Below are 26,123 nucleotides of genomic sequence, written 5' to 3' on the forward strand. Positions count from 1 at the left end.
GAAAGCGCTTTATTTTTCCCCTACAATATATGAAAAGATGGTCTGAACAGGGGGGAGCGAATACAATGAATGTCATTCGGAATGATTTTAAAACCTGGAAGCGCTTTGTGAAAGAAGGCGTGCTTGATGAATCCCGTATTCAGAAGCGGGTGGCCGCCTCATGGCACCGCTGCAAAAAAGCCGACGTCAACCCTTATCTCGAAAAGGGGCCGAATGTAATGCCGGCAGATCATTTAGAAAGGCAGGCCGAGAAGCATTCATTATTTTTAGCGGCCTCAATGCCTCATGCAGAAAGAATGAAAACGGCGATGCGGGAAATGGAAATGATGGTTCTTCTGATTGATTCTGACGGCGTGGTTCATTCGGTTGACGGCCATCCGCGCACCATTCATGAAGCGCACCGCATCAATTTCTTAAAAGGCGCCCGCTGGACGGAAACAGCCGTCGGCACGAATGCGATCGGGACGGCTCTTTTTACAAATGAGCCGGTCATGATACACGGCTCTGAACATTATTCGCTCGCTTCTCATCAATGGAGCTGTTCCGCCGCGCCGATCCGTTATGAAGACGGACGGCTGGCGGGTGTCATTGATATTTCCTGCCCCGCCGCCCGCGCTCAGCCTTTTATGCTCGGAATTGCCTCCTCCATCGCTTATACGGCGGAACGGGAGCTTGCCCTAAAGATCAAAATGACAGAACTTGATATGATCAGCAAATTCGCCGGGCTGACCCGGTCTCACGATCCGATCGTGCTTTGCAATGAAATGAGCCGGATTATCGCCGCAAGCCGTCCCGTTCAGCATTTTACCGGACATACGCTGCGCGAGCTTGAGGAACAGGGCTTTCACATCAAGCAGGCGAAGCGGGAGGAGAACGGCTTCTCGTGCATTTACTTATCCAAACGAGAAGAAAAGCCTTCTTTTATATTTCATGGTGCGGCAGGCAAAAGCCCGTCATCCCGACATATGCTCCAGCAGCTGGAGCTTGTCGCCCGAACGGACGCAACCGTCTGTCTTACGGGAGAAACCGGGACGGGAAAGGAGATTGCCGCCCGGGCGATTCATAACAACAGCTCCAGGAAAAACGGCCCGTTTATCGCCGTCAATTGCGGAGCGGTCCCCGAAAAGCTGATTGAAAGCGAACTGTTCGGCTACTCGGAAGGCGCCTTCACCGGGGCCAAACGGAAAGGACATAACGGCGCTTTGCAAAAAGCCGATAAAGGCACGCTTTTCCTCGATGAAATCGGAGAAATATCACACTCCATGCAGGTCGCTCTGTTACGGGTGCTGCAGGAACGGAAAGTCACCCCGGTCGGCGGGACAAAAGAGATTCCCGTCGACATCAGAATCATCACTGCCACCCACACTGATCTGAGACAGCTTGTCGAATGCAAAAAGCTGAGAGAAGATTTATTTTACCGGCTTCACGTCTGTCCGATCCATCTCCCTCCATTAAGAGAACGCACCGAAGACATTCCCGGACTCTTCCTTGAATTTCAGCGAAATCGCGGCTGGCGGGGGGAGCTTCCTGATGACTTTTTAGACCTATTAAAGAGCCGGAAATGGCCGGGGAATATCAGGGAATTGTTTAATGTATTTGAACGTCTTTCCGTCATGTTCCCGGACGGGCGGCTGTCAGGGCGCCCCATCGCAGCCCTGCTTGAAGCGTCAGGTCTTAAAGAGGCGGCCGAGTCTTATGAACAGGAAGAAGCGTCCCCCGTCTCCATCCGGGAGCACATTCAGAAAAACATCATCGTAAACGCGCTTGAATCAGCGAAGGGGAATGTCACGCTGGCCGCCAAAATGGCCGGAATCCCGCGGAGCACGTTTTACAAACGCCTCAAAAAATTCAAACTCACCGCCGGACAATTGTAAGAAACAAGCATACTTCTCTTGGCTGCCGGACACGTTATGTGTGAGGCCCTAAAGGAGGTTTGAAACGTGAATACACAGCGTGCGAAAGACATTTCGGAATCCGCCGCCATGGCGTATGTGACGTATGAAGGAGTCCCGATTTATATTCAGCATGTCAACGAAGACAAGGAAACAGCCAGAATTTTTCCGATCGGAAATCCGCAATTTGAGCAGGAAGTGCTGCTTTCTGATTTACAAGAGCATTTTTGAGAATGGGTCTGCTGATGACAGCAGGCCTCTTTCGTACCTGTGGGAACTTTCCCGCTTTTTGAGAAAAATAACTAAAAATGATTAAATGATCTAACTCCTCCAAACCCGGTACAGATCGGACCTTCTCATGATATAAATAAAATGTAAACGTTATCAGAGGAGGGCTTCACATGACAGACAAATCATTCTCAATCGTTATTGCAGGCGGCGGCAGCACATTTACCCCCGGAATTGTATTAATGCTTTTGAATCACCTGGAAGAGTTTCCGATCAGAAAGCTGAAACTTTATGACAATGATAAAGAAAGGCAGGAGCGGATTGCGGGTGCGTGTGAGGTATTCATAAAAGAAAAAGCGCCGGACATTGAATTTTTGGCGACTGATGACCCAGAGACGGCTTTTACGGATGTTGACTTCGTCATGGCGCATATCCGCGTCGGAAAATATGCGATGCGCGCGCTCGATGAACAAATCCCGCTGAAGTACGGCGTGGTCGGCCAGGAAACATGCGGGCCGGGCGGAATCGCATACGGCATGCGCTCTATCGGCGGTGTTCTGGAGATTCTTGATTATATGGAAACGTACTCGCCCGACGCATGGATGCTGAATTACTCCAATCCGGCGGCGATTGTGGCCGAAGCTACACGGCGCCTCAGACCGAATTCAAAAATATTGAACATCTGCGACATGCCGGTCGGAATTGAGGATCGCATGGCGAACATCCTCGGATTATCTTCACGGAAAGAAATGAACGTCCGTTACTACGGCTTGAACCACTTTGGCTGGTGGACGTCCATCACAGACCGGCATGGCAATGATTTAATGCCGAAGCTGAAAGAGCATGTCCGTGAATACGGCTACGTTCCGAAGACGGAGGCCGAACAGACTGAAGCAAGCTGGAATGACACATTCAAAAAAGCGCGCGACGTTCAGGCGGCTGATCCGGATACGCTTCCGAACACATATCTGCAATATTACTTATTCCCGGATGATATGGTGAAAAAATCAAACCCGAACCATACGAGAGCCAACGAAGTCATGGAAGGGCGCGAAGCTTTCATTTTCAGCCAATGCGATATGATTACGCGCGAACAATCATCGGAGAACAGTGAAATTAAAATTGATGATCATGCTTCCTATATCGTCGACCTTGCCCGGGCCATCGCTTACAACACAGGGGAGAGAATGCTGTTAATCGTTGAAAATAACGGCGCGATCGCAAACTTTGATCCGTCAGCCATGGTTGAGATTCCTTGTCTCGTAGGTTCAAACGGACCTGAACCGCTCTCAATCGGGAACATACCGCAATTTCAAAAAGGCCTGATGGAACAGCAGGTGTCTGTCGAAAAACTGACGGCTGAAGCGTGGGAAGAGCGGTCATTTCAAAAGCTGTGGCAGGCGCTGATTCTGTCAAAAACAGTGCCGAACGCCCGTGTGGCAAAACTGATTCTTGAAGATCTGATGGAGGCTAATAAGGACTACTGGCCTGAACTTGATGTAAGTCCGTCTCCTATTTCTTGATGACAATCGTCCCCGTTTTCTTTATCTGTTATTCTATATAATAGAAAGAAAACGGGGGGATTTTTGGGATGAGTCTTGAAGAACTGGTTAACCAGCATTACGCGAAATTAAATGACAACGATTTTTATATTTTAAAATATATATTGAATCATAAACATACGTGCTACCATCTCGGTATCAATGACATGGCGAAAGCCTGCAATGTTTCTCGGTCTTCCATCCTGCGGCTCGCCCAAAAACTGGGCTTCAGCGGCTATAGTGAATTCCGGGTTTTTCTGAAATGGGAGGATCAGCCTGAAGAGGGCGAGAATATGACGTTTGAAAAGCTGCTGGATGATATTGAAGCCAATGTAAAATACGTGAAGTCAAAAGATATGACGGAGATGTGCCGGCTGATAGATGAAGCAAAACGGATTTTCGTTTACGGATCGGGGACGGCTCAGAGGGTGTGCGCCCGTGAGCTGCAGCGGATGTTTGTATCCCGGCGGAAGTATCTGATTTTAATTCAGGACATTATAGAGTTTGATATCATGTGTGATGATTTTAAGGTTGATGACGTATTCATCATTATTTCTTTATCAGGCGAAACACCCGAATTAATTCCGCAGGTAAGGACCCTGTCCGCAAAGGGAGTTCCGTTTATTTCAATCACCAATCTGAAAAACAACGTACTGGCGCAAACGACGCCGTATAATCTTTATGCGACCAGCAAGCCGGTGACGTTAAGCGATAAAACGGAAATCGTCGCATTTGCCCCGTTTTTTCTGGTGGGCGAAGCGTTATTCCGTGCATATGTTGATTATAAAGAGCTCGAAAATTTTGATAAATAGCGGGAGGTCACGTGAAATGATGCAAAAAGTCCAGCGCTTCGGCAGCGCGATGTTTGTGCCTGTTTTATTATTTGCATTTTCCGGTATTATTGTCGGTCTGAGTACGCTGTTTAAAAATAAAACGCTGATGGGGCCGCTGGCTGATCCTGACGGGCTTTGGTATCAATGCTGGTACGTCATTGAACAGGGCGGCTGGACCGTCTTTAATCAAATGCCGCTCCTGTTTGCGATCGGCATACCTGTCGCTTTAGCGAAAAAAGCGCAGGCACGAGCCTGTTTGGAAGCGCTTACAGTTTATCTGACATTCAATTACTTTATCAATGCGATTCTGACGGTTTGGGGCGGGGCTTTTCATGTCGATATGACTCAGGAAGCCGGCGGAACGAGCGGGCTGACGATGATCGCCGGCATCAAAACGCTTGATACGAATATTATCGGCGCCATCTTTATTTCATCTATTGTCGTGTATTTGCACAATCGTTATTTTGATAAAAAACTGCCGGATTTTCTGGGGATTTTTCAAGGATCTTCATACATCGTTATCATTTCTTTCTTTATTATGATACCGATTTCACTTGCGGTGGCATACGTATGGCCGATGGTTCAGTCCGGAATCGGATCGCTGCAAAGTTTTCTCGTTTCTTCCGGGGCGATCGGCGTGTGGATTTACACGTTCCTGGAGCGGATTTTAATTCCGACCGGCCTGCATCATTTTATTTACTCGCCGTTTATTTACGGTCCGGCTGTGGCTGAAGGCGGTATCGTCACCTATTGGGCGCAGCATCTCGGGGAATACTCTCAAAGCGTCAAACCGCTGAAAGAATTGTTCCCGCAGGGGGGATTCGCGCTTCACGGCAACTCGAAAATCTTCGGCATTCCGGGAATCGCGCTCGCTTTTTACGTCACGGCTTCAAAGGAAAAGAAAAAAATCGTCGCCGGCCTTTTGATTCCGGTCACCTTAACGTCCATTGTCGCGGGAATTACAGAGCCGATTGAATTTACATTCCTTTTTATCTCGCCGTTTTTATTTGCGGTTCATGCTTTGCTTGCCGCTTCCATGGCAACCGTCATGTATATGGCCGGCGTCGTCGGAAATATGGGAGGCGGTTTGATCGAAGCTGCGACCTTGAACTGGATCCCGCTGGCGTCAAGCCATGGCTTGACGTATGTATACCAGATCATCATCGGGTTGTGTTTTACCGCTATTTACTTTTTCGTCTTCCGTTTCCTCATTCTCAAATTCAACATCGCCACACCGGGCAGAGAAAAAGAGGAAGGACAGGAAACAAAGCTCTATTCGAAAAAGGAGTACAGAGAACGGAAGCAGGCTTCAAAAGAAACAGCGGCGGCAGACGAAACACAGCGGGATACAGCCGCTTTGTATATTGAAGCGCTGGGCGGAAAAGACAATATTACGGAGGTCACCAACTGCGCCACCCGTCTCCGCGTCACTGTCGCTGATGAATCAAAGGTCAAAAGTGACGCCGATTTCAGAGAGCTGGGAGCCCACGGCGTCGTCAGAAAAGGCAGGGCGCTTCAGGTCATTGTCGGATTAGGCGTTCCGCAAATGCGGGAGCGTGTCGAGAAAATATTGAACGGTTAAAATACTGCAGCAGCAGACTATGTGCAGAATGGGAAGAGCGCTTGTTAATCCGGCGCTCTTTTTATGTTTTGAAGAAATGTATGAATTTGTCATACCTTTGCCACCTGTACATGCAGGAGTGAAAACGAAAGACTTCTGTGGTGTTCGGTGTTTTAAACAGCAATTCAAAAATAGGAGGCAAGACAATGACAAACTATACGACTTTCTTAGGACTTTACAAACCCGATAAAGCTGAAGGGATTGAAGTTGAAAGCATTGCTCAAAACTTTGAAGCGATTGACAGCAAAATCGGTGCAGCCCTTAGTGATGGCACGTCAACTTATGAAAACTTAAACGAAAGACTTAACATGTATGAAAACAGGTTTGACAATGTTACAGAGCGGAACGTTATGGACTTTGGAGCTAAAGGTGACGGCGTAACAGATGATACGCAGGCATTTCATGATGCCATGGCCGACGGAGGTTATGTCGTAACAGTTCCCGCGGGTGTATTCAGAACATCGGGATTGTTCGTTCCGTCAAATACAATGCTTGTCGGAGCAGGCAAGAAAAGAACGGTCATTAAATTATTAGACGAAACACCGGTCGGTCATTCTGTTCTGACCAACAGTGATTATACGAACGGTAATGAAAATATTTACGTCGGCCATCTCACGCTTGACTGGAACAAGGATACGCGTCCTGCCGGCTGGAAGATTCCGAAAGGTCCCACTTCAAGCTGTTTGCTTTTTGCGAATGTTGACTATTCTTTTGTTGAGCATGTGTTTGCGAAGAACGCCGGCCTGCACGGCTTTGATTCCACGAGCCCGAACTATAACAGACATGGAGAAAAAGATGATCCAACTTATTATCAGCCCAACGGCTGTAACTTTGTAACGTTTTCACATTGTGAAGCAACAGGGTCCGGGGATGATAACTTTACTTGTCATTTTGGATTCCACACTACTTTCAGCCACTGTGTTTCCTATCACCCGATGGGAAATGGGAATGGCACGTCAAATTCAAATTGCTTTGAGATTGATGATGGTTCTCAAGATGTATTTGTAGATAGCTGTGTTGCAATTGGCGGTGCACGCGGCTTTGAAATTAAGGCGCATGACTATGCACCGGCGGCTAAACGAGTTCAACTGGCTAATTGCCGTGCTTACGAAAATGCGATCGGTTTTTGCATTAGACATATTGGCCATCATTTATCGGCTGAGCCGACATCAAAAACTGCCCATGATGTTCAATTAGTAAATTGTCAGGCAACAAATCCTAAACAAAATTCTATATATAAAGGCGTCGGAGCGAGTGCGTTGGTTGTTTCGGGCTATGATTCAGTTAATATAGTGAATTTCCAAGCTATTTGTGAAGATCGTTCATACGATTACAGCAATGACACGATCATTATGATTTATTACAAAGGGCGGTATGTCAATCTGAAGAATATCACGATCCGCGGGTTCCGCTCCGCTGCTCATGATCTGTATGTTCTTGGCGGAGAAAATGCGGTAGGAAAGTGCATGATTGACGGCGTTTTTCTAGTTGACGGCGGCACGACGGGGCTTGCTTTTGGCGGAGGCGTTGATAATTGTACAGTGAGCAATGTATACGGGCATAGATTGGGAGCCAGCAGCGGAACGGTCGGACTCTATTCTTCGGGTCCGGATCTGAATATATCAAATATTGATTTTCAAGGATATGAAACAACATTTCATGTAGGCGGTAAAAAAACACCGTATGAGTTGTTTAAACATAAAGGATCTTCTGTTATGGCATCTAAAGATTCCCATGTTACAGGAACTAATGGCTTTGTCATCGGTACTGTCCGGGGACAGGCTGCAGGAGGTTCTCAATCTGGAGTAATCGGTTCATATAATACGATTAACCCAAATGCGAACTCAACTGTATGGGGCTGGGGTTCCGGCAGCACTCCGTCATCAGCCAACAGAAAGATTGAGCTTCACGCAAAAGAAGGAACCATTAAGGCCACGGGAGGCGTAACAGGTTCCTCGACATTCTCTGACTACGCCGAGTATTTTGAGAGCCTGAGCGGGGAAAAGATTCCGACGGGAACACTTGTCACACTTGAAGGTGATAAGATCAGGCAGGCTGAAAAAGGTGACCTCATGCTTGGGGTCATTTCGGAGACCGCCGGAGTGATTCTTGGTGAGTCGAGTTTTCACTGGTCGGGACGATACGTAAAGAATGAATTTGGCGGCTATGTTTATGAAGAACAGAAAGATGCGAACGGCCATACGGTCATGGCGCCAAAAGAAAATCCGGACTTTCGGCCTGAAGAAGACTACGTTTCAAGAGAAGAGAGAGACGAGTGGAACATTGTCGGACTCATCGGCCAGGTATATGTCAGATGCGATGAGACTGTGAAAGCGGGAGATTTTATTCACGCTCATAACGGGATTGCAACAAAATCTGATGCTCCAAACCAGCGTTGGCAGGTCATGAAAGTGATCAATGAGTTTGATGCTGATAAAGGATTCGGGGTCGCTCTCGTTTTCATTCGTTAAATGAAATGACACGGTATGGATGATCATCTGACTAGCGGACGTCTTTTAAAGGCTCCGCTAGTCATTTTAAAATAAAAGGCTCCGGTTCAGGAGCTGGTAAAAAGAAAAGGTAAGACAGCCTCCATATATCTGCACCCCTCATCCCTTCATTTTTATCTTCAATCATTTTACACAAAGTATATAATAAAAGTGCGGTTTCAAGGGTTAATCCTTTATTCATTTAAGACAAACAAATAAAATAAATATACATACATATTGAACAAAGGATTTGGAGGCTTACACATGTCAAAGGCTTTATCATATGTAAAACCGTATTCTCTTTTGGCGGGAATCGCTCTGTTTTTCATGCTCATCGAGCTTGCGGTAGAGCTGATACAGCCCCTGCTGATCGGGAAAATCATTGACGAAGGAATTTTAAAGCAGGATCTCGGTACGGTTTGGCTGTGGGGCGGCGTGATGATCGGACTGACCGCTGTTTCATTCGCATCGGGCATTTTAAATTCATTCTACTCCGCCCACATCAGCCAGAGCTATGCGTATGATACGCGAAAAGGGATTTTTCAAAAAATTCAATCCTTCTCTTATTCGACGTTTGCGCAATTCTCATCCACATCGTTTATCACCCGGCTGACAAACGATGTGACACAGGTCCAAAATATGCTTTTCATGAGTCTCCGGTTTATGCTTCGTGCGCCGTTAATGATCGCGGGCGGCATTATTCTCTCGCTGACCGTTAATGCGAAACTCGGGTTTTTTCTGCTGATCACGGTGCCGATTTTGCTTTTGTTTTTGCTGTGGGTGCTGAAAAGAGGCGGCGCGCTGTTTCGGTCTGTGCAAAAGCGGCTTGATCAGGTCAACACGATCATGCAGGAAAACCTGACGGCGATCAAACTGATTAAAGCGCTCCTCCGTGCAAACCACGAAGTGAAACGTTTTTTGAAATCGAATACGAAGCTGATGGAAAAAACGGTCTCCGCTTTTCGTCTCGTGGAAGCGGCGATGCCGATTTTAATGCTGCTGATGAACATTTGCATTTTGTTTATCTTATGGTTCGGCGCCAAAAGCATTGCTCAGGGCGGAGCGCAGGTCGGCGATGTCGTTTCCGTCATTAACTATGCGACGCGGATTACAGGCGCGCTGTCCGTCCTTCCTTTTCTCATCATGGTATTTTCCCGGGCGAAGGCTTCCGGAGAAAGAATCGGCGAGGTGCTGGAAACAGAAGGCGGCGAGGGAACGGGGCAGGACCCGGCACGGGCGCTTGCAGGCGCGATTGAGTTTCGCGAAGTGTCCTTCCGCTATCCGGGCATGGAAAAAGACGCGCTGCATCACGTGTCCTTTTCTGCCAGCCCGAAAGAAACGGTTGCCATTATGGGCGCGACAGGCTCAGGAAAATCAACGCTTTTTCAGCTGATTCCGCGTCTGTACACGGCTGATTCGGGCAGTATTTTCATAGACGGCAAACCGATCGGTGAATTCTCCGCTTGCGGGCTGCGCAGGGAAATCGGCTATGTTCCGCAGGAAGTGCTTCTGTTTTCGGGCACAATCCGTGAAAATATCGCCTGGGGGCGGGAGGATGCTTCACTAGATGAAGTAATGGAAGCGGCCAAAGACGCGCAAATCCATGACACGATTATGAAGCAGTCAAACGGATACGACACGGTGCTGGGACAGCGGGGCGTCAATTTGTCAGGCGGGCAGAAGCAGCGGATTTCCATCGCGCGCGCTTTTATCAGAAAGCCGTCCCTCCTGCTGTTAGATGACAGTACGAGCGCGCTCGATCTTCAGACGGAAGCGAAGCTTTTACAAGCGATCAGATCCTATGAATGCACGACACTGATTATTACGCAGAAAATAACGACTGCGATGAAGGCTGACACCATCTTATTGCTTGAAGACGGCGAACTGCTGGCCAAAGGCACGCACAAAGAGCTGATGGCACAGTCTCATCTGTACCGGCAGATTTATGAATCACAATTCGGAAAGGAGGGAGCTGACAATGCAAAAAGACATTCGTAAACCTTTCCGATATCCGAAAATACCGCTCAAATCAAATGAAGGCGGCAGAAAACGCGCGAAAGCAAAAGATACAAAAGGCACGCTGCGCAGAATCTGGTCTTATGTAGCCGAGAAAAAAGGGCTTTTAACCCTTGTGATCATCATGGTAGTCATAAGCGCCATATTCGGCCTGCTCGGACCGTTCGTCATCGGGAAAGCGATTGATCATTTTATCGTCGGACAGACGACAGACGGATTGGCGGGGGTGCTGTTCATCCTGTTTGGGATTTACCTCGTGCAATCATTGTCCTTATGGTTTCAAAACTATTGGATGATCAATATCTCGCAAAGCACCGTGTTTAAAATGCGGAGCGAGCTGTTTACCCATCTGCATGAGCTGCCGATTCCGTTTTTTGATAAACAGCGGCTCGGGGACTTAATGAGCCGGGTCACCAATGATATCGAAAATGTCAGCTCCACTTTAAATACATCCGTCATTCAAGTGCTGTCGAGCGTCATTACATTCGTCGGCACAATCGCCGTCATGCTGTACATGAGTCCGCTTTTAACATTGATCACGCTTTTGATTATTCCGATCATGCTTTTGAGCATTAAATGGATCACCAACCGGACGGGACTGCTGTTTAAACAGCAGCAGAAAAACCTCGGCGAGCTGAACGGTTTTATTGAAGAGTCGATATCAGGGGCGAAGGTCATTAAAGCCTATTCGAGGGAAGACCGCGTCATGGAACAATTTTTAGAAAAAAACGCGGCGTTACAATCATCGGGTTTTTGGGCGCAGACAATTTCGGGATTCATTCCGAAAGTCATGAACTCTTTAAACAATTTAAGCTTTACGATTATAGCGGCGGTCGGCGGGCTGTTTGCGCTGAAGGGATGGATTTCAATCGGTGCCATCGTCGTATTCGCCGAATACTCGCGGCAGTTCACGCGCCCTTTAAATGATTTAGCCAATCAGTTCAATACGATGTTATCGGCCATCGCCGGGGCTGAACGGGTGTTTGACGTGCTGGATGAAAAAGAGGAGCGGGAAGATGAAGAGCATGCGCTGTACCAGCCGATCAAAACGGGAGAAATTGAATTCCGAGATGTCTCCTTCGGCTATCAGGAAGACAGCTTGATCTTAAAACACCTGTCCTTCAGCGTTCCGAAAGGACAGTCAATCGCCTTCGTCGGACCGACCGGAGCGGGTAAAACAACCGTTACGAGCCTGATCGCCCGTTTTTACGAGCCGAATAACGGAAAAATCCTCATTGACGGAACGGACATCAAAAAACTGACGAGATCCAGTCTGAGAAAAAACATGGGGTTTGTCCTGCAGGATTCCTTTCTCTTTCAGGGCACCATCAGGGAAAATATCCGTTACGGCCGTCTGGACGCATCTGATCAAGAGGTGGAGGCAGCCGCAAAAGCCGCCAATGCCCACGGATTCATCGAACGGCTCCCGAAAGGCTACGATACCGTCCTTACCCAAAACGGCGCGGGCATCAGCCAGGGACAAAAACAGCTTATTTCCATCGCGAGAGCTGTGCTGGCGGACCCGGTGCTGCTCATTTTGGATGAAGCGACGAGCAACATTGATACGGTGACGGAAGTGAAAATACAAGAAGCGCTCGGCCGTTTAATGGCGGGCAGAACAAGCGTCATCATCGCTCACAGGCTGAACACGATTCAAAAAGCCGATCAGATTCTTGTACTGAAAGACGGCGAAATGGCTGAAAAAGGGACCCATGCCGAACTTCTCAGCCAGAACGGGTTTTACCAAGAATTATATGAAAGCCAGTTCCGGGAATCATAGATAGGGAAAAAGACCTCCGACAGAGTGCGGAGGTCTTTTTTTCGCGAAGGCAAATAGTACTTTTAAGTTATTTTCGTTAAATGTAACAAAATTACTTGACGTAAATAAGTTATGTATATATACTAGCTTACATAAAGTAAGTGATAATAATTTTCAAGGAGGATTTTATGAATAAATCATTCGAAACAGGAACACTGCTTTTAAGGGTTGTAACAGGTATTATCTTTTTTGTTCACGGTTTATCCAAGTTTCAAGGGTTGGAAGGAACTGCGCAATTTTTCCAGAGCATCGGGATTCCGGCCTTTATGGTCTATGTCATCGCGACGATTGAGCTTGTCGGCGGGGTTCTGATCTTTTTCGGTTTGGCAACGCGCATTATCGGCGTTCTGTTTGCCGTCACATTAGTCGGCGCCATTTTCACGGCGAAGCTTTCCTCACCATTTATGGGCGGATCGGAATTTGATTTCATCTTACTGGTTGCGTCAATTCACTTAGCGCTTTCAGGAAGCCGTCTGCTTTCATTGGATCAGCTCCTTTTCAAATCAAAAAAGGGAGAAACTTTTTCAGCATAAGAAAGAAGGCGTTCAAATGACCGGCATTCATCAAGATACGGCAATCGGTTATGTCAAATTGACCATTAAAAATATGGAACGCTCGCTCGACTTTTACCGGAATGTAATCGGCTTTCAAGTCATCTCGCAGACAGATCGTTCAGCAAGACTGTCAGCAGACGGAAAACGCGTTCTGCTGTTGCTTGAAGAAAATCCAAGCGCCGTCGTTCTGCCGGAGCGGTCTGTCACCGGCCTGTACCATTTCGCGATCCTTCTGCCTGACCGGAAAGAACTCGGCATCGCATTGGCCAGGCTGATTGAAAACGGCATCGCGCTCGGTCAGGGGGATCACGCGGTCAGTGAGGCTCTTTACCTGTCTGATCCGGACGGCAACGGTATTGAAATATACGCCGATCGTCCCCGCAGCACGTGGCGCCGGGATGCAGAGGGCAATTATGTCATGCAAACGGCGCCCGTCGATGTGGACGGGCTTTTGGAAGAAGCCGGAGCTGAACGGAAAAGCCGTCTCCCAGAAGGAACTGTTATCGGCCACATCCATCTTCATGTGACGGACTTACAGGAAGCCAAAGCGTTTTACACCGATATTCTCGGTTTTGACATTGTCGGCAATTACGCGGGCATGTCCGCTCTGTTTGTTTCGGCGGGAGGGTATCACCATCACATCGGTCTGAATATATGGGCCGGAAAACATGCGCCGCCGAAACCGGGAAATGCAAGCGGGCTGGATTATTACACCATCGCGCTGCCGCATCAAAAAGAGCTGTCACGTGTGACAAAAGCGCTGACCGATGCCGGCTTTGAGATCGAAGAAAAAGAAGAGGGCGTATTCGTCAAAGACCCTGTATCAGGGGCGGATATCGCATTTACACTGTAAGAAACACCCTTGCCGTCTAACCGGCAAGGGTTTTTATTTTTCTGAAGTTTTCTTGAAAAGGCTCGGGAAAGAACGTCTGTGACTGAAGAGAGCGAACATCTCAGTGAGGCGCAAAAATGACGCGGAGAGCCCGCCATCGCCGGCTCGAGCTCAGGGCATCCGCTGGATTGAAAACTGTATCCGTTCAGCAGATCGGGGTGCTGTATGGGCAGACTTTGAATAGAAAAAGGGAAAAGCCGCATCCGGACACAAGATGCGTCTTTTCACACAATTTACAATTGTGTGAAAAATGTCCAAAGCAATTGTGCCTCCTGATTCTTCCTGATATGATAAGCCGAAAAAGGAGAACCTGAACAAATGAACTCAAATGCAGCACAGACGGAACAGTCTATGAAACATAACGGAAACCGGATGACGGTCAAGGACTTTATCATTCTTGCCAAACCGGGGATTATCATCTCAAATTCACTCGCCGCATTGGGCGGATTTTGGATCGCATGGCTTCAGTCGGAAAGGACGGGCGGAGGGCCCGGTATATTTGCCGCCATGGCGGTTGCTATGATCGGAACGGCGTTAGTCATGGCATCAAGCACTGTTTTTAATAACTTCTTTGACCGCGGCATGGACGCAAAGATGGCGCGAACCCGCACCCGCGCAAGCGTCACGGGAAGAATACCGCCGCCGGTCATGATCCTGTACGGCACATGTCTCGGCGCATGCGGATTCATCCTGCTTGCTTCGCTTAATGTACTGACCGCCGTTCTTGGGCTGCTTGCCTTTTTGCTGTATGCCGTCGTTTATACGCTTTGGTTTAAAAGACAATCCGTCTGGAGCACATTTGTCGGCAGCTTTCCGGGGGCGGCTCCGCCTTTAATCGGTTATTGCGCGCTGACCGGGTACATTGATATGCCCGCGATTTTGTTATACGCGATTATGTTTTTGTGGCAGCCGCCGCATTTCTGGGCGATCGGAATCAGGCGAAAGGAAGAGTATCGTGCCGCCGGCATTCCGCTTTTGCCGATCATAAAAGGCAATCGCGTCACAAAAATAAAAATGCTGCGCTATATCGCCGTTCTGACTGCGGTTTCGCTGCTCGTTCCTCTTTATATAGACGTCAGCCCGTTTTATACCGCGTCCGCTCTCCTGCTCGGAGCCATCTGGCTGTACCGGAGCGTCAAAGGCTTTCAGGCGGCGGATGACACGCAATGGTCGAAGGGGATGTTTTTTTATTCGATTGTGTATTTCAGTCTGCTTTTTCTTATTTTAATGGCTGATTCGTTTATCAATGCGGTTCTCAGAACGTAAACAGGCGGCCTGCAGATACAGAGCCGCCCCGTTTTGTTTATGCTTTTTTGATGAGAGCCAAAATATCTTCAAGCCAGGAAATATAATTCCGTTCCCGCTCAAGCGCTTTTGTCAGCACGAGATAATGGCCGAAATCAGGAGAAGAAAATGAATCCGCCTCCGCGGACGATGTCATCAGTTCTTGATAACTGTTTTCCAGATCGGACAATTTCTCCTTCCGCTTTACGAGCTGGTCGGTGAATAGCTCATCCGCTTCTTCCTGCGTCAAAGCTGAGATGAAATAAGCCTTCAGCATAAATTCATCCTTCACCGTTTCCGGGATCGGGTCTTTTTTCGTCAGCCAGGCAGCAAGCTCCAGCTCTCCCTTGTCAGTCAGCGTGTACATTTTTTTCTCAAGCTTCGTTCCTTGAATCGCAGTGCGAAACGTAATAAATCCCTCAGCCGTCAGTTTTTTTAATTCCGGATAAATCTGGCTGTGCTTTGCGCTCCAAAACTGGCCGAGCTCTTCCTTAAAATAGCTCGATATATCATATCCGCTCAATTCGCCTTTTCGCAAAAGCCCTAAAATCGCGTACTTTAAAATTCTCATGTTGTCCTCCAAGCCCATTCATTTGACAGCTAGTATACCATACCGCCGCTCAAAAACGCAGAAGTGCCGGATGCTTGTCATTGAACCTGCGGCGGCAAAATCAGCGAAAATATGCAGAAAGGGGTTATTGAAACGGCAGCAGTACCGGAAAAAGCCTTTCTCATGTCTTTGCCTCATTCATATGACATCATGATATAATCATTGTAAAAATTAATAAATATTGGGAGGGACATATGAAGACGGTGATTGTGTATGCAAACCCGGATGAGAACAGTTTCAATGCGGCTCTCGTAAAATACGTCGTCATGGCTTTAAAGGACAGCGGCCGAAGCTATACGGTCATTGACTTATACGCCGACCAATTTGATCCCGTGCTGAAGTACGGCGGCGAAAAAAAGCGCTCTGACATGAACCGGGACGCTGAAACGAAGAAATACCGGAAACTGATGAAAGAAGCGGATCATCTCATTTTCATCTACCCGCTGTGGTGGGGAGGCGTTCCGGCGATTATGAAAGGCTTTTTTGACAGAGTGCTTGTCGCCGGAGAAGCCTACACATATGAAAACGGCCGCGTAAAAGGACTGCTCCGGGCAGAGACGGCACAGGTCTTTTATACGGCGGATTCCCCGGGCTGGTACTTAAAGTGGTTCCGGAAAAACTCGGACTGGATTACGCTGAAAAAAGGCATTCTGCAATTTTGCGGCATTCAAAAAGCCGAGCGGAACCTTTTTTCTGTCGTCAAAACGAGCACACCCGAGCTGCGGGAAAAATGGCTGCGCCAAGCATACGCTAAAGTCCGGCGCGCTTGTGAAAAAGGAGCGGCCGCATGCAGATAAAAGAAATTTTCGTGATTCGCTGCCTGTCCTGTTTAAGCGTCGTTCTGCTTCACGTTGTTTCAATGGTGCTGATGATTCAGGAAGAGTCCTTAGCCAGTGCCGCCCATACGGTTGATGCTTTTCGGACCCTGTTGATGTTCAGCACGCCGGCGTTTATCTTTATTTCGGAATTTCTGCTTGCCAGGTCATACCCGGGAGGAGTTCCCGCGGGTTTTTTAAAGAAAAGGGGCAAAGTCATTTTCGTGCCGTTTCTGTTTATTGCCGCGGTGGATGCCATTTTAATGAAAAGCGTGGCGGAAGAAGGAGCCGGATTCGTTTCAGTGATCGGTAAATTTTTAGAAAATGTGTTTTTAGGAAACTTCATCGGCTACTTCATTCTTGTGATCTTTCAATTTTACATTCTCCATATGCTGCTGCACCGCTGGCTGAACAACACATCTCCCGTGTGGGTGCTGTCTGTTTCATTTATCATCAACGCCGTCTATCTGGCTTACTTTTCCATCTTTCATCCGCCGGCATCATCGGGGCTTGATTCTATTTTTCCGTTCTTTTGGGTTCCGTTTCCGGGCTGGGTGTTTTATTTCTGTCTGGCATTTTATTGCGGAAAGGAATATCCGCGTTTTTTAGCGCTCATCAATCAGTACCGTTATGCAGTTTACTTCAGTGCGGCCGTATCGGCAATATTGATTGTGGCCGTTTCATATATCAGCGGCGGCTCCATTTCCTCTAAGCGTCCGGATATTATGATTTACGCGGTCAGTGTGATCTTTCTGTGTTTTCATCTGTTTTCAAAGCTCAAAAAAGTGCCCGCGATTGTGATGATGATCAGCAACTATTCGTTTTCAATCTATCTGCTGCACTCCTACTTTTTAATCAGCGGATATCTTTTGGAAGGCTATTTGCGGTCAATGCCTTTGCCGGCTGCCATCCTTCTTTTATTTTTGATCTGCACGCTCGGTCCCATTTTCGTATCTTGGGGGTGCAATCATTTCAGATACGGATATCTGTTTGTCGGAAAAGTGTATCAGCCGAAGCAGATTAAAAGAAATACGGCGGCGCATCAAGGCCGCACAGTCTGAAAAAAAGGCGGCGTTTCGGCCGCCTTTTTGATACGGGTCCGATTTATCAGGCACGAGGACGGATAGTTGTACATCCTGCAAACACAGACCCCCGCCTGCGGCCGTTTTGACGGATGCATTTATGACAAAATAACGCCATCGATTTTCTCCCTTGTGAAGACCGATATAATGTATACTTATAGGAAATACTTTCAAAAAAAGTGAAAAAGAGAAAAACTGTGAGCTTGGATGAACGACTAAAAAGGAGCGGGGACATTATGAATGACTGTGTCAAAACATTCGGAGAACTTCCGGCCGAACTTTATTCCTTTGCGGGGGGAAAAGGAAGCATTCTCTCTAAAATGTATCAAAGCGGGTATCCTGTGCCTGAAGGGTTTGTGATTTTGCCGTCAGCCTTTCAGGACGGACAGCTCCGCCATCAGGCGAGAGAGGCTATTGATCAATATGTGAATTCCATCCGCAGCCGCCATGCTTCTGCGTTGTTTGCCGTACGCTCATCCGCGCTGAGCGAGGATTCCGCTCAGGCTTCCTTTGCCGGAGAATTCGATACGGTGTTGAATGTCAAAACAGATCAAGACATGTCCAGGGCGATTGATGAAGTCCGCCGATCGGCACAGTCAGAAAGGGTAAAAGCGTACAGCGCCGTTCAGGGAATGGAAGATGAGCATGAAATCGCAATCGTCATCCAGCTGATGATACCGTGTGAGATATCCGGAGTGCTGTTTACCGCAGATCCGATTACGGGGAGCAGGCGGGAGATGACAGGCAATTACGTCTACGGTCTCGGGGAGCAGCTTGTTTCCGGGGAAGCTGATGCCTATTCTTTTAAACTGGCACGGCCCAAGAAAAAATATGACGGCCCCGCAGAATTTCGCAAATATGCGTCAAAGCTCTATAAACTGGCGAAAAAGCTGGAAAAAGATCTCGGAGGGCCGCAGGATATTGAATGGGCCGCCGCGGGCGGGACATTGTATATTCTTCAATCCCGCCCGATTACGACCTTACAAGCCGGAAATCTGGAAACCTATGAATGGAATGATTCTTTCAGCGGTGATTTTTTATGGACAAACACAAATATAGGAGAAGCGATTCCCGATGTGATGACGCCGCTGACATGGTCGCTCCTCCGGAATCTGGATGAAGAGTCGGGCATCATTCCGGGCTATTATGTCTGGTCCGGCAATATTTGCGGCAGAGCCTATAACAATATGAGCCAGCCTCTTTCCGTTCTCGCCGCTTTCGGTCTGAATCCGAAAGGCGGAAAAATAGGAAAAATGATGAGCGATACATTGGGAGAAATCCCGGCGGAAATGAAGATTCCTTTATATCCGTTCTCAAAGTATGAACTTTTGAAGATCATCTCGAAAAAACTGAAACCGTATCTGTCGAAAATGAAGCACGCGAAAAAAAACATGTCCTCCTATTTGGACGAATCGCCGGAGTGGTGCCGGAATATTGAGGAAAAGCTGAAACGTGCCGAAACGGAGCGGACATTATTAGCGATATGGAACAATGAGATCTATCCGTATTTATGCAACGCGTGGTTTGCGTTAATATCCGGCGGGCGTGATTCTGCGCAATCCTCTTCGTCGTTAACCTCTCAATTAACAAAACTCGCAGGAATAGAAGATGCGAATCTCCTGCTTTCCAATCTGAGGGGAAAAGGCGGACTGGCCAGCCTGGAGCCGATTATCGGCATTGATCAAGTCATGAAAGGCCGTATGAGCGAGGAAGAATATCTCAGGAACCAAGGCCACCGAGGCCCGCATGAATACGAACTTTCCATACCGCATCCCGGAGAAAACCGGGATTGGCTGACGAAGCAGATCAAAGAACACAAGGAGTCGGGTATTGATGCCGAACAACTGCTTTTGAAACAGCAGCAGGCGCATGAACAGGCCTTCCGAAGATTTGAAGAAAAGTTTCCTCATAAGGTCAAATGGCTCAAAGCCAAAATGGAAAAAGCGTCAGAATACGCGAATATTAGAGAAACAACCAGATCCGAATTTGTCAGGGTGTACCGGACAGCCAGAGCATTCGCGCTCAGAGCGGCGGAAATGACCGGCATGAAGGACGATATTTTCTTCTTGTATCTGCATGAAATAACCGATCTGCTCGCGGGGAAAGAGCCGGCGGTTGCGTCGATTCAAGCGAGAAAGCAAAACTATGAAACCTATAAAAAACTGCCGCCGTTCCCATCCGTTATTAACGGAAGATTCAATCCGTTTAAATGGGCTGAGGAGCCTGACAGAAGAGCGGATTATTACGATGCTTTTATGCCTGCGGAAACTGATGATGCGCATACTTTAAAAGGTTTCGCGGGAGCGGCCGGGAGAGTGGAGGGCATTGTCCGTGTCCTAGATGCTCCGGAAGACGGGGATTCTTTTGCGGCCGGGGAAATTTTAGTGACTTCGACAACCAATGTAGGCTGGACCCCGCTTTTTCCGAGAGCGGCTGCCATCATAACGGACGTCGGCGCCCCTTTGTCCCACGCGGCGATCGTCGCCCGGGAACTTGGGATTCCTGCCGTTGTAGGGTGCGGAAATGCAACGTCAAAACTGAAAACGGGGGACAGGGTGGCCGTTGACGGCGGGCAAGGCATCGTCCAGCTGGAACCGCGGCAGACTCCGGCCACTTCTGAAGAGGAAAATGGTAAACTGATAGAATAAAATCATGGGAAAGGAGCCGCGCATGAATAAAGCAGTTATTAACGGGGAGCAAATCAGAAGTATGAGCGACCTGCATCAGACATTGAAAAAGGAACTTGCCCTTCCTGAATACTACGGTGAAAACCTTGACGCTTTATGGGATTGTCTGACCGGCTGGGTGGAGTACCCGCTTGTTTTGGAATGGAGACAGTTTGAACAAAGCAAGCAGCTTACAGAAAATGGTGCCGAGAGTGTGCTTCAGGTCTTTCGTGAAGCGAAAGCGGAAGGCTGCGACATCACCATCATACTTTCATAATACGATCAACGGGAGAGACAAAAATGGAAAAACAAACCCTCAGCTATCCGATTGGAGAGTATCAGCCGGCTGAATCGATTTCGGCCGGACAGAAACAAGAATGGATCAATGCGCTGGAGCACGCTCCGGCCAAACTGAAACAAGCTGTCAGAGCGATGTCGGACAGTCAGCTTGATACGCCTTACCGAGAAGGGGGATGGACTGTCCGCCAAGTGGTTCACCATCTGGCGGACAGCCACATGAACGGCTATACCCGGTTTAAATTGAGCTTAACGGAGAATGAACCGGAAATCCGTCCTTATGATGAAAAAGGCTGGGCTGATCTTCATGATTCCAAAACAGCCGCTTGCGGGGATGCGCTTGAGCTGTTAACGCTCCTGCACAGAAGATGGGCCGCTCTTTTGCGCTCCATGACGGAAGCCCAATTTAAACGGACATACTTCCATCCTGTGTCTAAAGAGACGGTTACGCTGGAACAGGCGCTCGGACTATATGTCTGGCACTCTGAACATCACATCGCCCATATTACTGAGCTTTCCCGGCGGATGGGCTGGCATCTGTCTTAGAGGATGCCGGCTTCCGGAAAAACGCCAAAACAGCCGCAGACACAATAGTGCATAATGAAATGACGGCGGCTGCCGTATAAAGATGGTGGTAGCCGCTGGAAATGCCTGCTTCAATCGCATCAGAAACCGCTTTTTTGACGGCGGGAACGGGGATTCGGCTTACCTGCTCCTGCAACGAAGAAAGTCCGCCGCCGATATCGGGCGTTTGCGCCTGATCAGCGGGAATGCCGCTTTTCGCTAAACGGTTTTTGATGTCATCTCCGATCCGGTCAAAGCCCGCTGTAATGAAGCCGGCATATAAAGCCGGAGCGAGCGTCAGCCCGACCTGCCTTACGAGTGACAGCGTGCCGAGCGCTGTTCCTTTGTTTTGGCCCGCCGTTTCTGATACAAGCACATTCAGCGGAGCCCCGAGCAGAAATCCGAAACCGATCCCCGCAATGACACTCGCTGTGACAAATTCCCATTTATCCGTCACCCATAACGGAAACAGGCTGAAGCCGACAAATGCGATGGCGCCTGATACAACCGCGGAAAAGACCGGCCCTTTTTTATCCGTGATCGCCCCGCCGAGCCACGCTCCGATGCCTGACGCCAAAGCGAGCGGCGTCATCCAATAACCCGCTTTCTCCGCCGATACGTGCAAATATTGCTCCGCATAAGAAGGAATAAAAATGACCGCAGCGAGCAGCCCTCCCGATAAAAATCCGATGACGAGTGTCCATTGAAACACTTTATTTTGCAGCAGCGAGTAGGCGAGAATCGGATCGCCCCCTCGGTTTTCAACCCGCTTTTCGACCTTAAGCAGCACCAGAAAGAGAAGTGCCGATCCCAAAAGATACCCGTACACCTTTACGTCCATTATGCTTTCTGACAGCTTCGCCCCATTGAGATTCGTAATACCGATCATGCAAGATAAGATCGCAAGAGACAGCAGCATTGTGCCGGCGAGGTCAAGCCGTTTCGCCCCAGGCTCTTTCGTTTCAGCGATAAACAAACCGCCGCACACAACCAAAGCGGCGGCAATCGGCAGGTTAATTAAGAACAGCCAATGCCACGACCCGGTTACATCAAGCAAAAAGCTCCCGATATTCGGTCCGAGGACGGCCGCCATACCGTTCATCGCCCCTAAAAGCCCGAGAGCTTTCCCCTGTTTCTCCTTCGGAAGCACGGCCAGCACATGCGAACTCCCGATTATAAAAATTCCGCCGCCGCCAAGCGCCTGAATGAGCCGTGCCGCCAAAAACATCGGGAAGCTCTGACTGAGTGCGACAAGCAAAGAGCCGAGTCCGAACAGCCCGACTTCAATCATAAACAGCTTTTTCCGCCCGTATCGGTCCGACAGCTTGCCGACAATCGGCACACTGACACTGAGTCCCAATGTGTAAAGGGTCACTCCCCACGATCCCCATGAAGGAGAAACATCAAAAGAGCTGTTAATCGTCGTCAGAGCAGCGGAAATAATTCCGTTGTCCAGCGCCGCCATGAACACACCGATCGTAAAGAGAGTGATGGCCCGGCGCTGGTTTTTTTCTGTTTGCAAAGGCTCCGGCATACTGATCAATCCTTCCGTTTTTAATTCACTTCAAATATATTATTCACTTTGAATGAATTAAATGTCAAACAAAAAAAGGCCGCCGATATCGGCAGGCCTTTTTCATCTCTATCCCTGTTTGGAAGAATCAAGCGCTCTTGCCAAAATGGCAAGCCCTTGATTGACCGTTTGTTTTTCTTCAGCGGTCAGCGTTTCCAATGAACGCTTCAATTTTACATGTCCTTTTTGATAAAGGCTGCGGAAAATATCTTTCGCGTTTTCCGTTAATTGAACGACGACTGAACGGCGGTCTTCTTCTGACGGAGCGCGTGTAATGAAACATGATTTTTCTAAACGGTCAAGCAGCCCCGTCGTATTTGAAAGGGAAGCGCCCATTTTCTCCGCTATGTCACTCACCTTAAGCGTCCCGTGGTTGTTCAGAAGCATCAGCACCTTCATTTGCGGCATGCTCATATCAAGCTTCATCCACTCCGACACATCGCCGAGCCCCGCCGATGTCATCACTTTCATGTACAGCACCCAAATATCCCGTTCCTCAGGAGAAAAAATATCGCCGCCTAATACCGTTGTATCATGCAGATTATAATCCATCGTCTCACTTCCTCATTCATACTCCTGCATACCATATTACTGATTTTAATCAGAGAAAGAAAGTTGCAGGCGAGTTTTGTTTGAATGTGAGGTGGTAGTGTATAATATGTTGGAGATTATTGGGGGAATTATAATAAATAAGCTATTTTATGATGATTGGAGAGAACATTGCTGACTAAAAAGAATGCCTTATCGATATTAAAAGTATTATTTCCTATTGCAGTTTTGCTTTTAGTCATTTATCAGTCCAAAAAGGAATTGACAGACCTTTCTTTTAAACGAACGCTGTACATTATTAACGGGATTGAGCGTTACGATTTATTTATTCTCGTTCTGCTCGGCCTTCTTGCCGTCAGCGCGATGTCCTTTTATGACTTTGTGCTGAAACGGACGCTTCGCCTCAACATTCCGAATTGGAAAGTATTCAGGGTCTCCTTTATCGCCAATTCCTTTAACAATGTCCTTGGATTCGGCGGTCTGGCGGGCGTCGGGCTGCGGACGATGCTTTACAAAGAACATACGAATGACGTAAAACGCCTCGTCGCAGGCATCGCCTGGCTTACGTCCTCAGCGCTGCTCGGGCTGTCCGTGTTCAGTATCCTGACCATCGCCCGGGTTCTGCCGGTTGGAGAGATTACAGGTGAGAAACCGTGGCTGTGGGCTGTCATCGCCGGCGTGGCGCTTATTGTGCCGGTGGCCTTAATCGCCGCTGGGATCAACAATAAAAAAGCTGGCGCAGAAGACGGTGAAGCAAAACCGAGGCATCCGGTTTTTTCTTACATCGGGGCATCGTTTGCCGAATGGTTCGCGGCGGCTGTCGTCATGTATTATTCTCTGTATGTCATGGGAATTCACGCGGATGTCCGCCATGTATTCGGGGTATTTGCCATTGCCGCTATCGGGGGAATCATCAGCCTTGTGCCGGGAGGATTCGGTTCGTTTGACCTTCTGTTTCTGCTCGGCATGCAGAATATGGGCTTTCCGCAGGAGGCGGTCGTGACATCCATCGTCATCTACCGGATTGTGTATTCATTTATTCCGTTTGTGTTCGGGCTGTTCTTTGCGGCCGGCGACTTAACGGAAAATACGCTGAAACGGCTGGAATCAAATCCGAAGATGGCGCCTGCCGTGGAAACGACGAACGTGCTTCTCGTATTCCAGCGCGCTATCTTGATCAGGGTGCTTTACGGTTCGCTGTCGCTTTTGGTTTTCGTGTCGGGAGTCGTCGTGCTTGCGTCCGTCGCCCTGCCGATCGACAGGGAGACGGTCATTCCGCACATTCCGCGCCCGGCGCTCCTTGCGTTTAACGGGTTATCGCTAAGCGCGGCTTTGATTCTATTAATTTTGCCGATTGAATTATACAAACGGACGAAACGTTCTTATTCAATGGCGGTTGCCGCGCTGGTCGGCGGCTTTGTGTTCAGTTTCTTAAAAGGAATGAACATCAGCGCGATCTTTATTCTGCCTGTCGTCATCGTATTGCTTGTGCTGTTAAAGCGGCAGTTTATCAGAGAGCAGGCATCGTATACGCTCGGCCAGATGATTTTTGCGGCCGCTCTGTTTATTATCGCCTTGTTTAACTACAATCTCATTGCCGGCTTTATTTGGGATAAAATGAATCGGCTGCTGCGCCACGACTATTTCGTCCATAACAATTCGCACATTACATATGCCACGATGACGGCCATTATTGTTGTGCCGCTGTTTTTCCTTGTGTTTACGTTCTTTTATCATAAAAGATCGAAGCCGATCGGAGAAGAGGCCGATCCTGAACGGCTGAAGTCCTTTTTGGCGGAAGAAGGAGGAAATGCCCTCAGCCATCTCGGCTTTCTCGGGGATAAGCGGTTTTATTTCTCAAGCGACGGCAAAGCGCTTTTATTGTTCAGCCAGATTTCCAGAAGGCTTGTCGTGCTCGGTGATCCGTCAGGACAGAGAGACTCTTTTCCGCTTGTGATTGAGGAATTTCTGAATGAAGCGCATAAGCAGGGGCTGAGTGTCATGTTTTATCAGATCGAACGTGAAGATCTGGCGCTGTACCATGACTTCGGCTATAACTTCTTCAAGCTTGGAGAAGAAGCGTTCGTGGATATGGAGGCATTTACGCTCTCAGGTAAGAAAAAAGCGGGGCTGCGGGCGATTAACAACAAATTTGACCGCGAAGGCTACACGTTCCATGTCGGGGAACCGCCGTTTTCCTCCGAGTTTATCGCCAAGCTGAAAGGCATTTCGGACGAATGGCTCGGTCCGAAAAAAGAGAAAGGTTTTTCCCTCGGTTTCTTCGACAGGGATTATCTGGAACAGGCGCCGATTGCTTACGTGAAAGACGCGGAAGGGGAGATCATCGCTTTTGCCAACCTGATGCCGATGTATCAGGAAGGCGAGATATCCGTCGACTTGATGCGTTATCGGAAAAGCGCGCCGAACGGTATTATGGACGCGCTTTTCATCCGTCTGTTTCTCTGGGCGCAGGAAAAAGGCTATACCACCTTCAATATGGGCATGGCGCCTTTGTCAAACGTAGGTACGGCTTTTACATCTTTCTGGTCGGAAAGAATCGCGGCCGTCATCTTCAACAACGTCCGGTATATGTACAGCTTCAGCGGGCTGCGGGCCTTTAAAGAAAAATACAAACCGGAGTGGCGCGGGAAATACTTGGCGTACCGCAAAAACAGATCGCTGTCCGTCACGATGATCCTCGTCACCCGCCTGATCGGAAAAACCAAAAAAAGACGCCGTTAAAAGGCGTCTTTTTTTTTTGAATAATTGACTAAAAATTCTAATTTCACTCTGTTATA

The 26,123-nt window shown here is 48.4% G+C and carries 20 protein-coding genes; 17 read left to right on the top strand and 3 right to left on the bottom strand.

Annotated features, from left to right (window positions below):
- Positions 1-65 precede the first annotated feature (65 nt).
- From U2H13_RS04260 to cyoE, 11 genes are all read left to right on the top strand, one after another.
- On the top strand, positions 66-1,874 hold the full coding sequence (locus U2H13_RS04260; RefSeq protein WP_021493856.1) for a sigma-54-dependent Fis family transcriptional regulator: 1,809 nt from the start codon (positions 66-68) through the stop codon (positions 1,872-1,874).
- Between the two features lie 66 nt (positions 1,875-1,940).
- Positions 1,941-2,123 (top strand): H-type small acid-soluble spore protein, encoded by a 183-nt coding sequence (locus U2H13_RS04265; RefSeq protein ID WP_003155535.1) that lies wholly within the window; start codon positions 1,941-1,943, stop codon positions 2,121-2,123.
- A gap of 170 nt (positions 2,124-2,293) precedes the next feature.
- Positions 2,294-3,643 (top strand): maltose-6'-phosphate glucosidase, encoded by a 1,350-nt coding sequence (gene glvA, locus U2H13_RS04270; protein WP_021493855.1) that lies wholly within the window; start codon positions 2,294-2,296, stop codon positions 3,641-3,643.
- Positions 3,644-3,711: 68 nt separating this feature from the next.
- Positions 3,712-4,473 (top strand): MurR/RpiR family transcriptional regulator, encoded by a 762-nt coding sequence (locus U2H13_RS04275; protein ID WP_014417219.1) that lies wholly within the window; start codon positions 3,712-3,714, stop codon positions 4,471-4,473.
- A 16-nt stretch (positions 4,474-4,489) separates the two neighbouring features.
- Positions 4,490-6,076: an alpha-glucoside-specific PTS transporter subunit IIBC gene (locus U2H13_RS04280; protein WP_029974000.1), complete on the top strand. Its 1,587-nt coding sequence runs from the start codon at positions 4,490-4,492 to the stop codon at positions 6,074-6,076.
- Between the two features lie 185 nt (positions 6,077-6,261).
- Positions 6,262-8,586, top strand: coding sequence for a peptidase G2 autoproteolytic cleavage domain-containing protein (locus U2H13_RS04285; protein ID WP_376700689.1), 2,325 nt, complete (start codon positions 6,262-6,264; stop codon positions 8,584-8,586).
- A gap of 282 nt (positions 8,587-8,868) precedes the next feature.
- Positions 8,869-10,602, top strand: a complete 1,734-nt coding sequence (locus U2H13_RS04290; protein WP_061861983.1) for an ABC transporter ATP-binding protein — start codon at positions 8,869-8,871, stop codon at positions 10,600-10,602.
- Positions 10,583-12,400, top strand: a complete 1,818-nt coding sequence (locus U2H13_RS04295; protein ID WP_014417222.1) for an ABC transporter ATP-binding protein — start codon at positions 10,583-10,585, stop codon at positions 12,398-12,400. Before U2H13_RS04290 ends, U2H13_RS04295 begins: the two co-directional genes overlap by 20 nt.
- 167 nt (positions 12,401-12,567) lie before the next feature.
- The gene (locus tag U2H13_RS04300) at positions 12,568-12,972 is read left to right on the top strand and encodes a DoxX family protein (RefSeq protein WP_012117101.1); all 405 of its coding nucleotides are present in this window, start codon (positions 12,568-12,570) and stop codon (positions 12,970-12,972) included.
- Positions 12,973-12,988: 16 nt separating this feature from the next.
- Positions 12,989-13,846 carry a VOC family protein gene (locus U2H13_RS04305; RefSeq protein WP_205161083.1) on the top strand — a complete coding sequence of 286 codons (858 nt, stop codon included), beginning with the start codon at positions 12,989-12,991 and terminating at the stop codon, positions 13,844-13,846.
- 357 nt (positions 13,847-14,203) lie between these two features.
- Positions 14,204-15,151, top strand: coding sequence for a heme o synthase (gene cyoE, locus U2H13_RS04310; RefSeq protein ID WP_021493850.1), 948 nt, complete (start codon positions 14,204-14,206; stop codon positions 15,149-15,151).
- 37 nt (positions 15,152-15,188) lie between these two features.
- Here the strand turns inward: cyoE and U2H13_RS04315 are convergent, their stop codons facing one another.
- Complete coding sequence (locus U2H13_RS04315) at positions 15,189-15,740, bottom strand: PadR family transcriptional regulator (protein ID WP_012117104.1); 552 nt, start codon at positions 15,738-15,740, stop codon at positions 15,189-15,191.
- 233 nt (positions 15,741-15,973) lie between these two features.
- On the opposite strand from U2H13_RS04315, the gene U2H13_RS04320 reads away from it, so the two are divergent.
- From U2H13_RS04320 to bstA, 5 genes are all read left to right on the top strand, one after another.
- A complete protein-coding gene (locus U2H13_RS04320; protein ID WP_032872373.1) occupies positions 15,974-16,576 on the top strand; it encodes an NAD(P)H-dependent oxidoreductase in 603 nt (200 codons plus the stop codon).
- Positions 16,567-17,655, top strand: coding sequence for an acyltransferase family protein (locus U2H13_RS04325; RefSeq protein ID WP_121984643.1), 1,089 nt, complete (start codon positions 16,567-16,569; stop codon positions 17,653-17,655). Before U2H13_RS04320 ends, U2H13_RS04325 begins: the two co-directional genes overlap by 10 nt.
- 257 nt (positions 17,656-17,912) lie before the next feature.
- A complete protein-coding gene (locus U2H13_RS04330; protein WP_100261658.1) occupies positions 17,913-20,324 on the top strand; it encodes a PEP/pyruvate-binding domain-containing protein in 2,412 nt (803 codons plus the stop codon).
- Between the two features lie 22 nt (positions 20,325-20,346).
- Complete coding sequence (locus U2H13_RS04335; RefSeq protein WP_007408543.1) at positions 20,347-20,619, top strand: ribonuclease inhibitor Barstar; 273 nt, start codon at positions 20,347-20,349, stop codon at positions 20,617-20,619.
- A 23-nt stretch (positions 20,620-20,642) separates the two neighbouring features.
- Entirely contained in the window at positions 20,643-21,185 is a 543-nt protein-coding gene (bstA, locus tag U2H13_RS04340) for a bacillithiol transferase BstA (protein ID WP_022552779.1), read from the top strand.
- Here bstA and U2H13_RS04345 read toward each other — a convergent pair.
- Both U2H13_RS04345 and U2H13_RS04350 read right to left on the bottom strand, forming a co-directional pair.
- Positions 21,145-22,737, bottom strand: coding sequence for an MFS transporter (locus U2H13_RS04345; RefSeq protein ID WP_109566796.1), 1,593 nt, complete (start codon positions 22,735-22,737; stop codon positions 21,145-21,147). The two genes, bstA and U2H13_RS04345, sit on opposite strands and share 41 nt — an antisense overlap.
- 108 nt (positions 22,738-22,845) lie before the next feature.
- A complete protein-coding gene (locus U2H13_RS04350; protein ID WP_014417231.1) occupies positions 22,846-23,328 on the bottom strand; it encodes a MarR family transcriptional regulator in 483 nt (160 codons plus the stop codon).
- A gap of 168 nt (positions 23,329-23,496) precedes the next feature.
- Here U2H13_RS04350 and mprF point away from each other — a divergent pair, with 168 nt between their 5' ends.
- A complete protein-coding gene (mprF, locus tag U2H13_RS04355; protein WP_121984646.1) occupies positions 23,497-26,067 on the top strand; it encodes a bifunctional lysylphosphatidylglycerol flippase/synthetase MprF in 2,571 nt (856 codons plus the stop codon).
- The last annotated feature ends 56 nt before the right edge of the window (positions 26,068-26,123 follow it).

Origin of the sequence: Bacillus sp. A1, from assembly GCF_042296235.1 — a bacterium.
Taxonomy (GTDB): domain Bacteria; phylum Bacillota; class Bacilli; order Bacillales; family Bacillaceae; genus Bacillus; species Bacillus velezensis.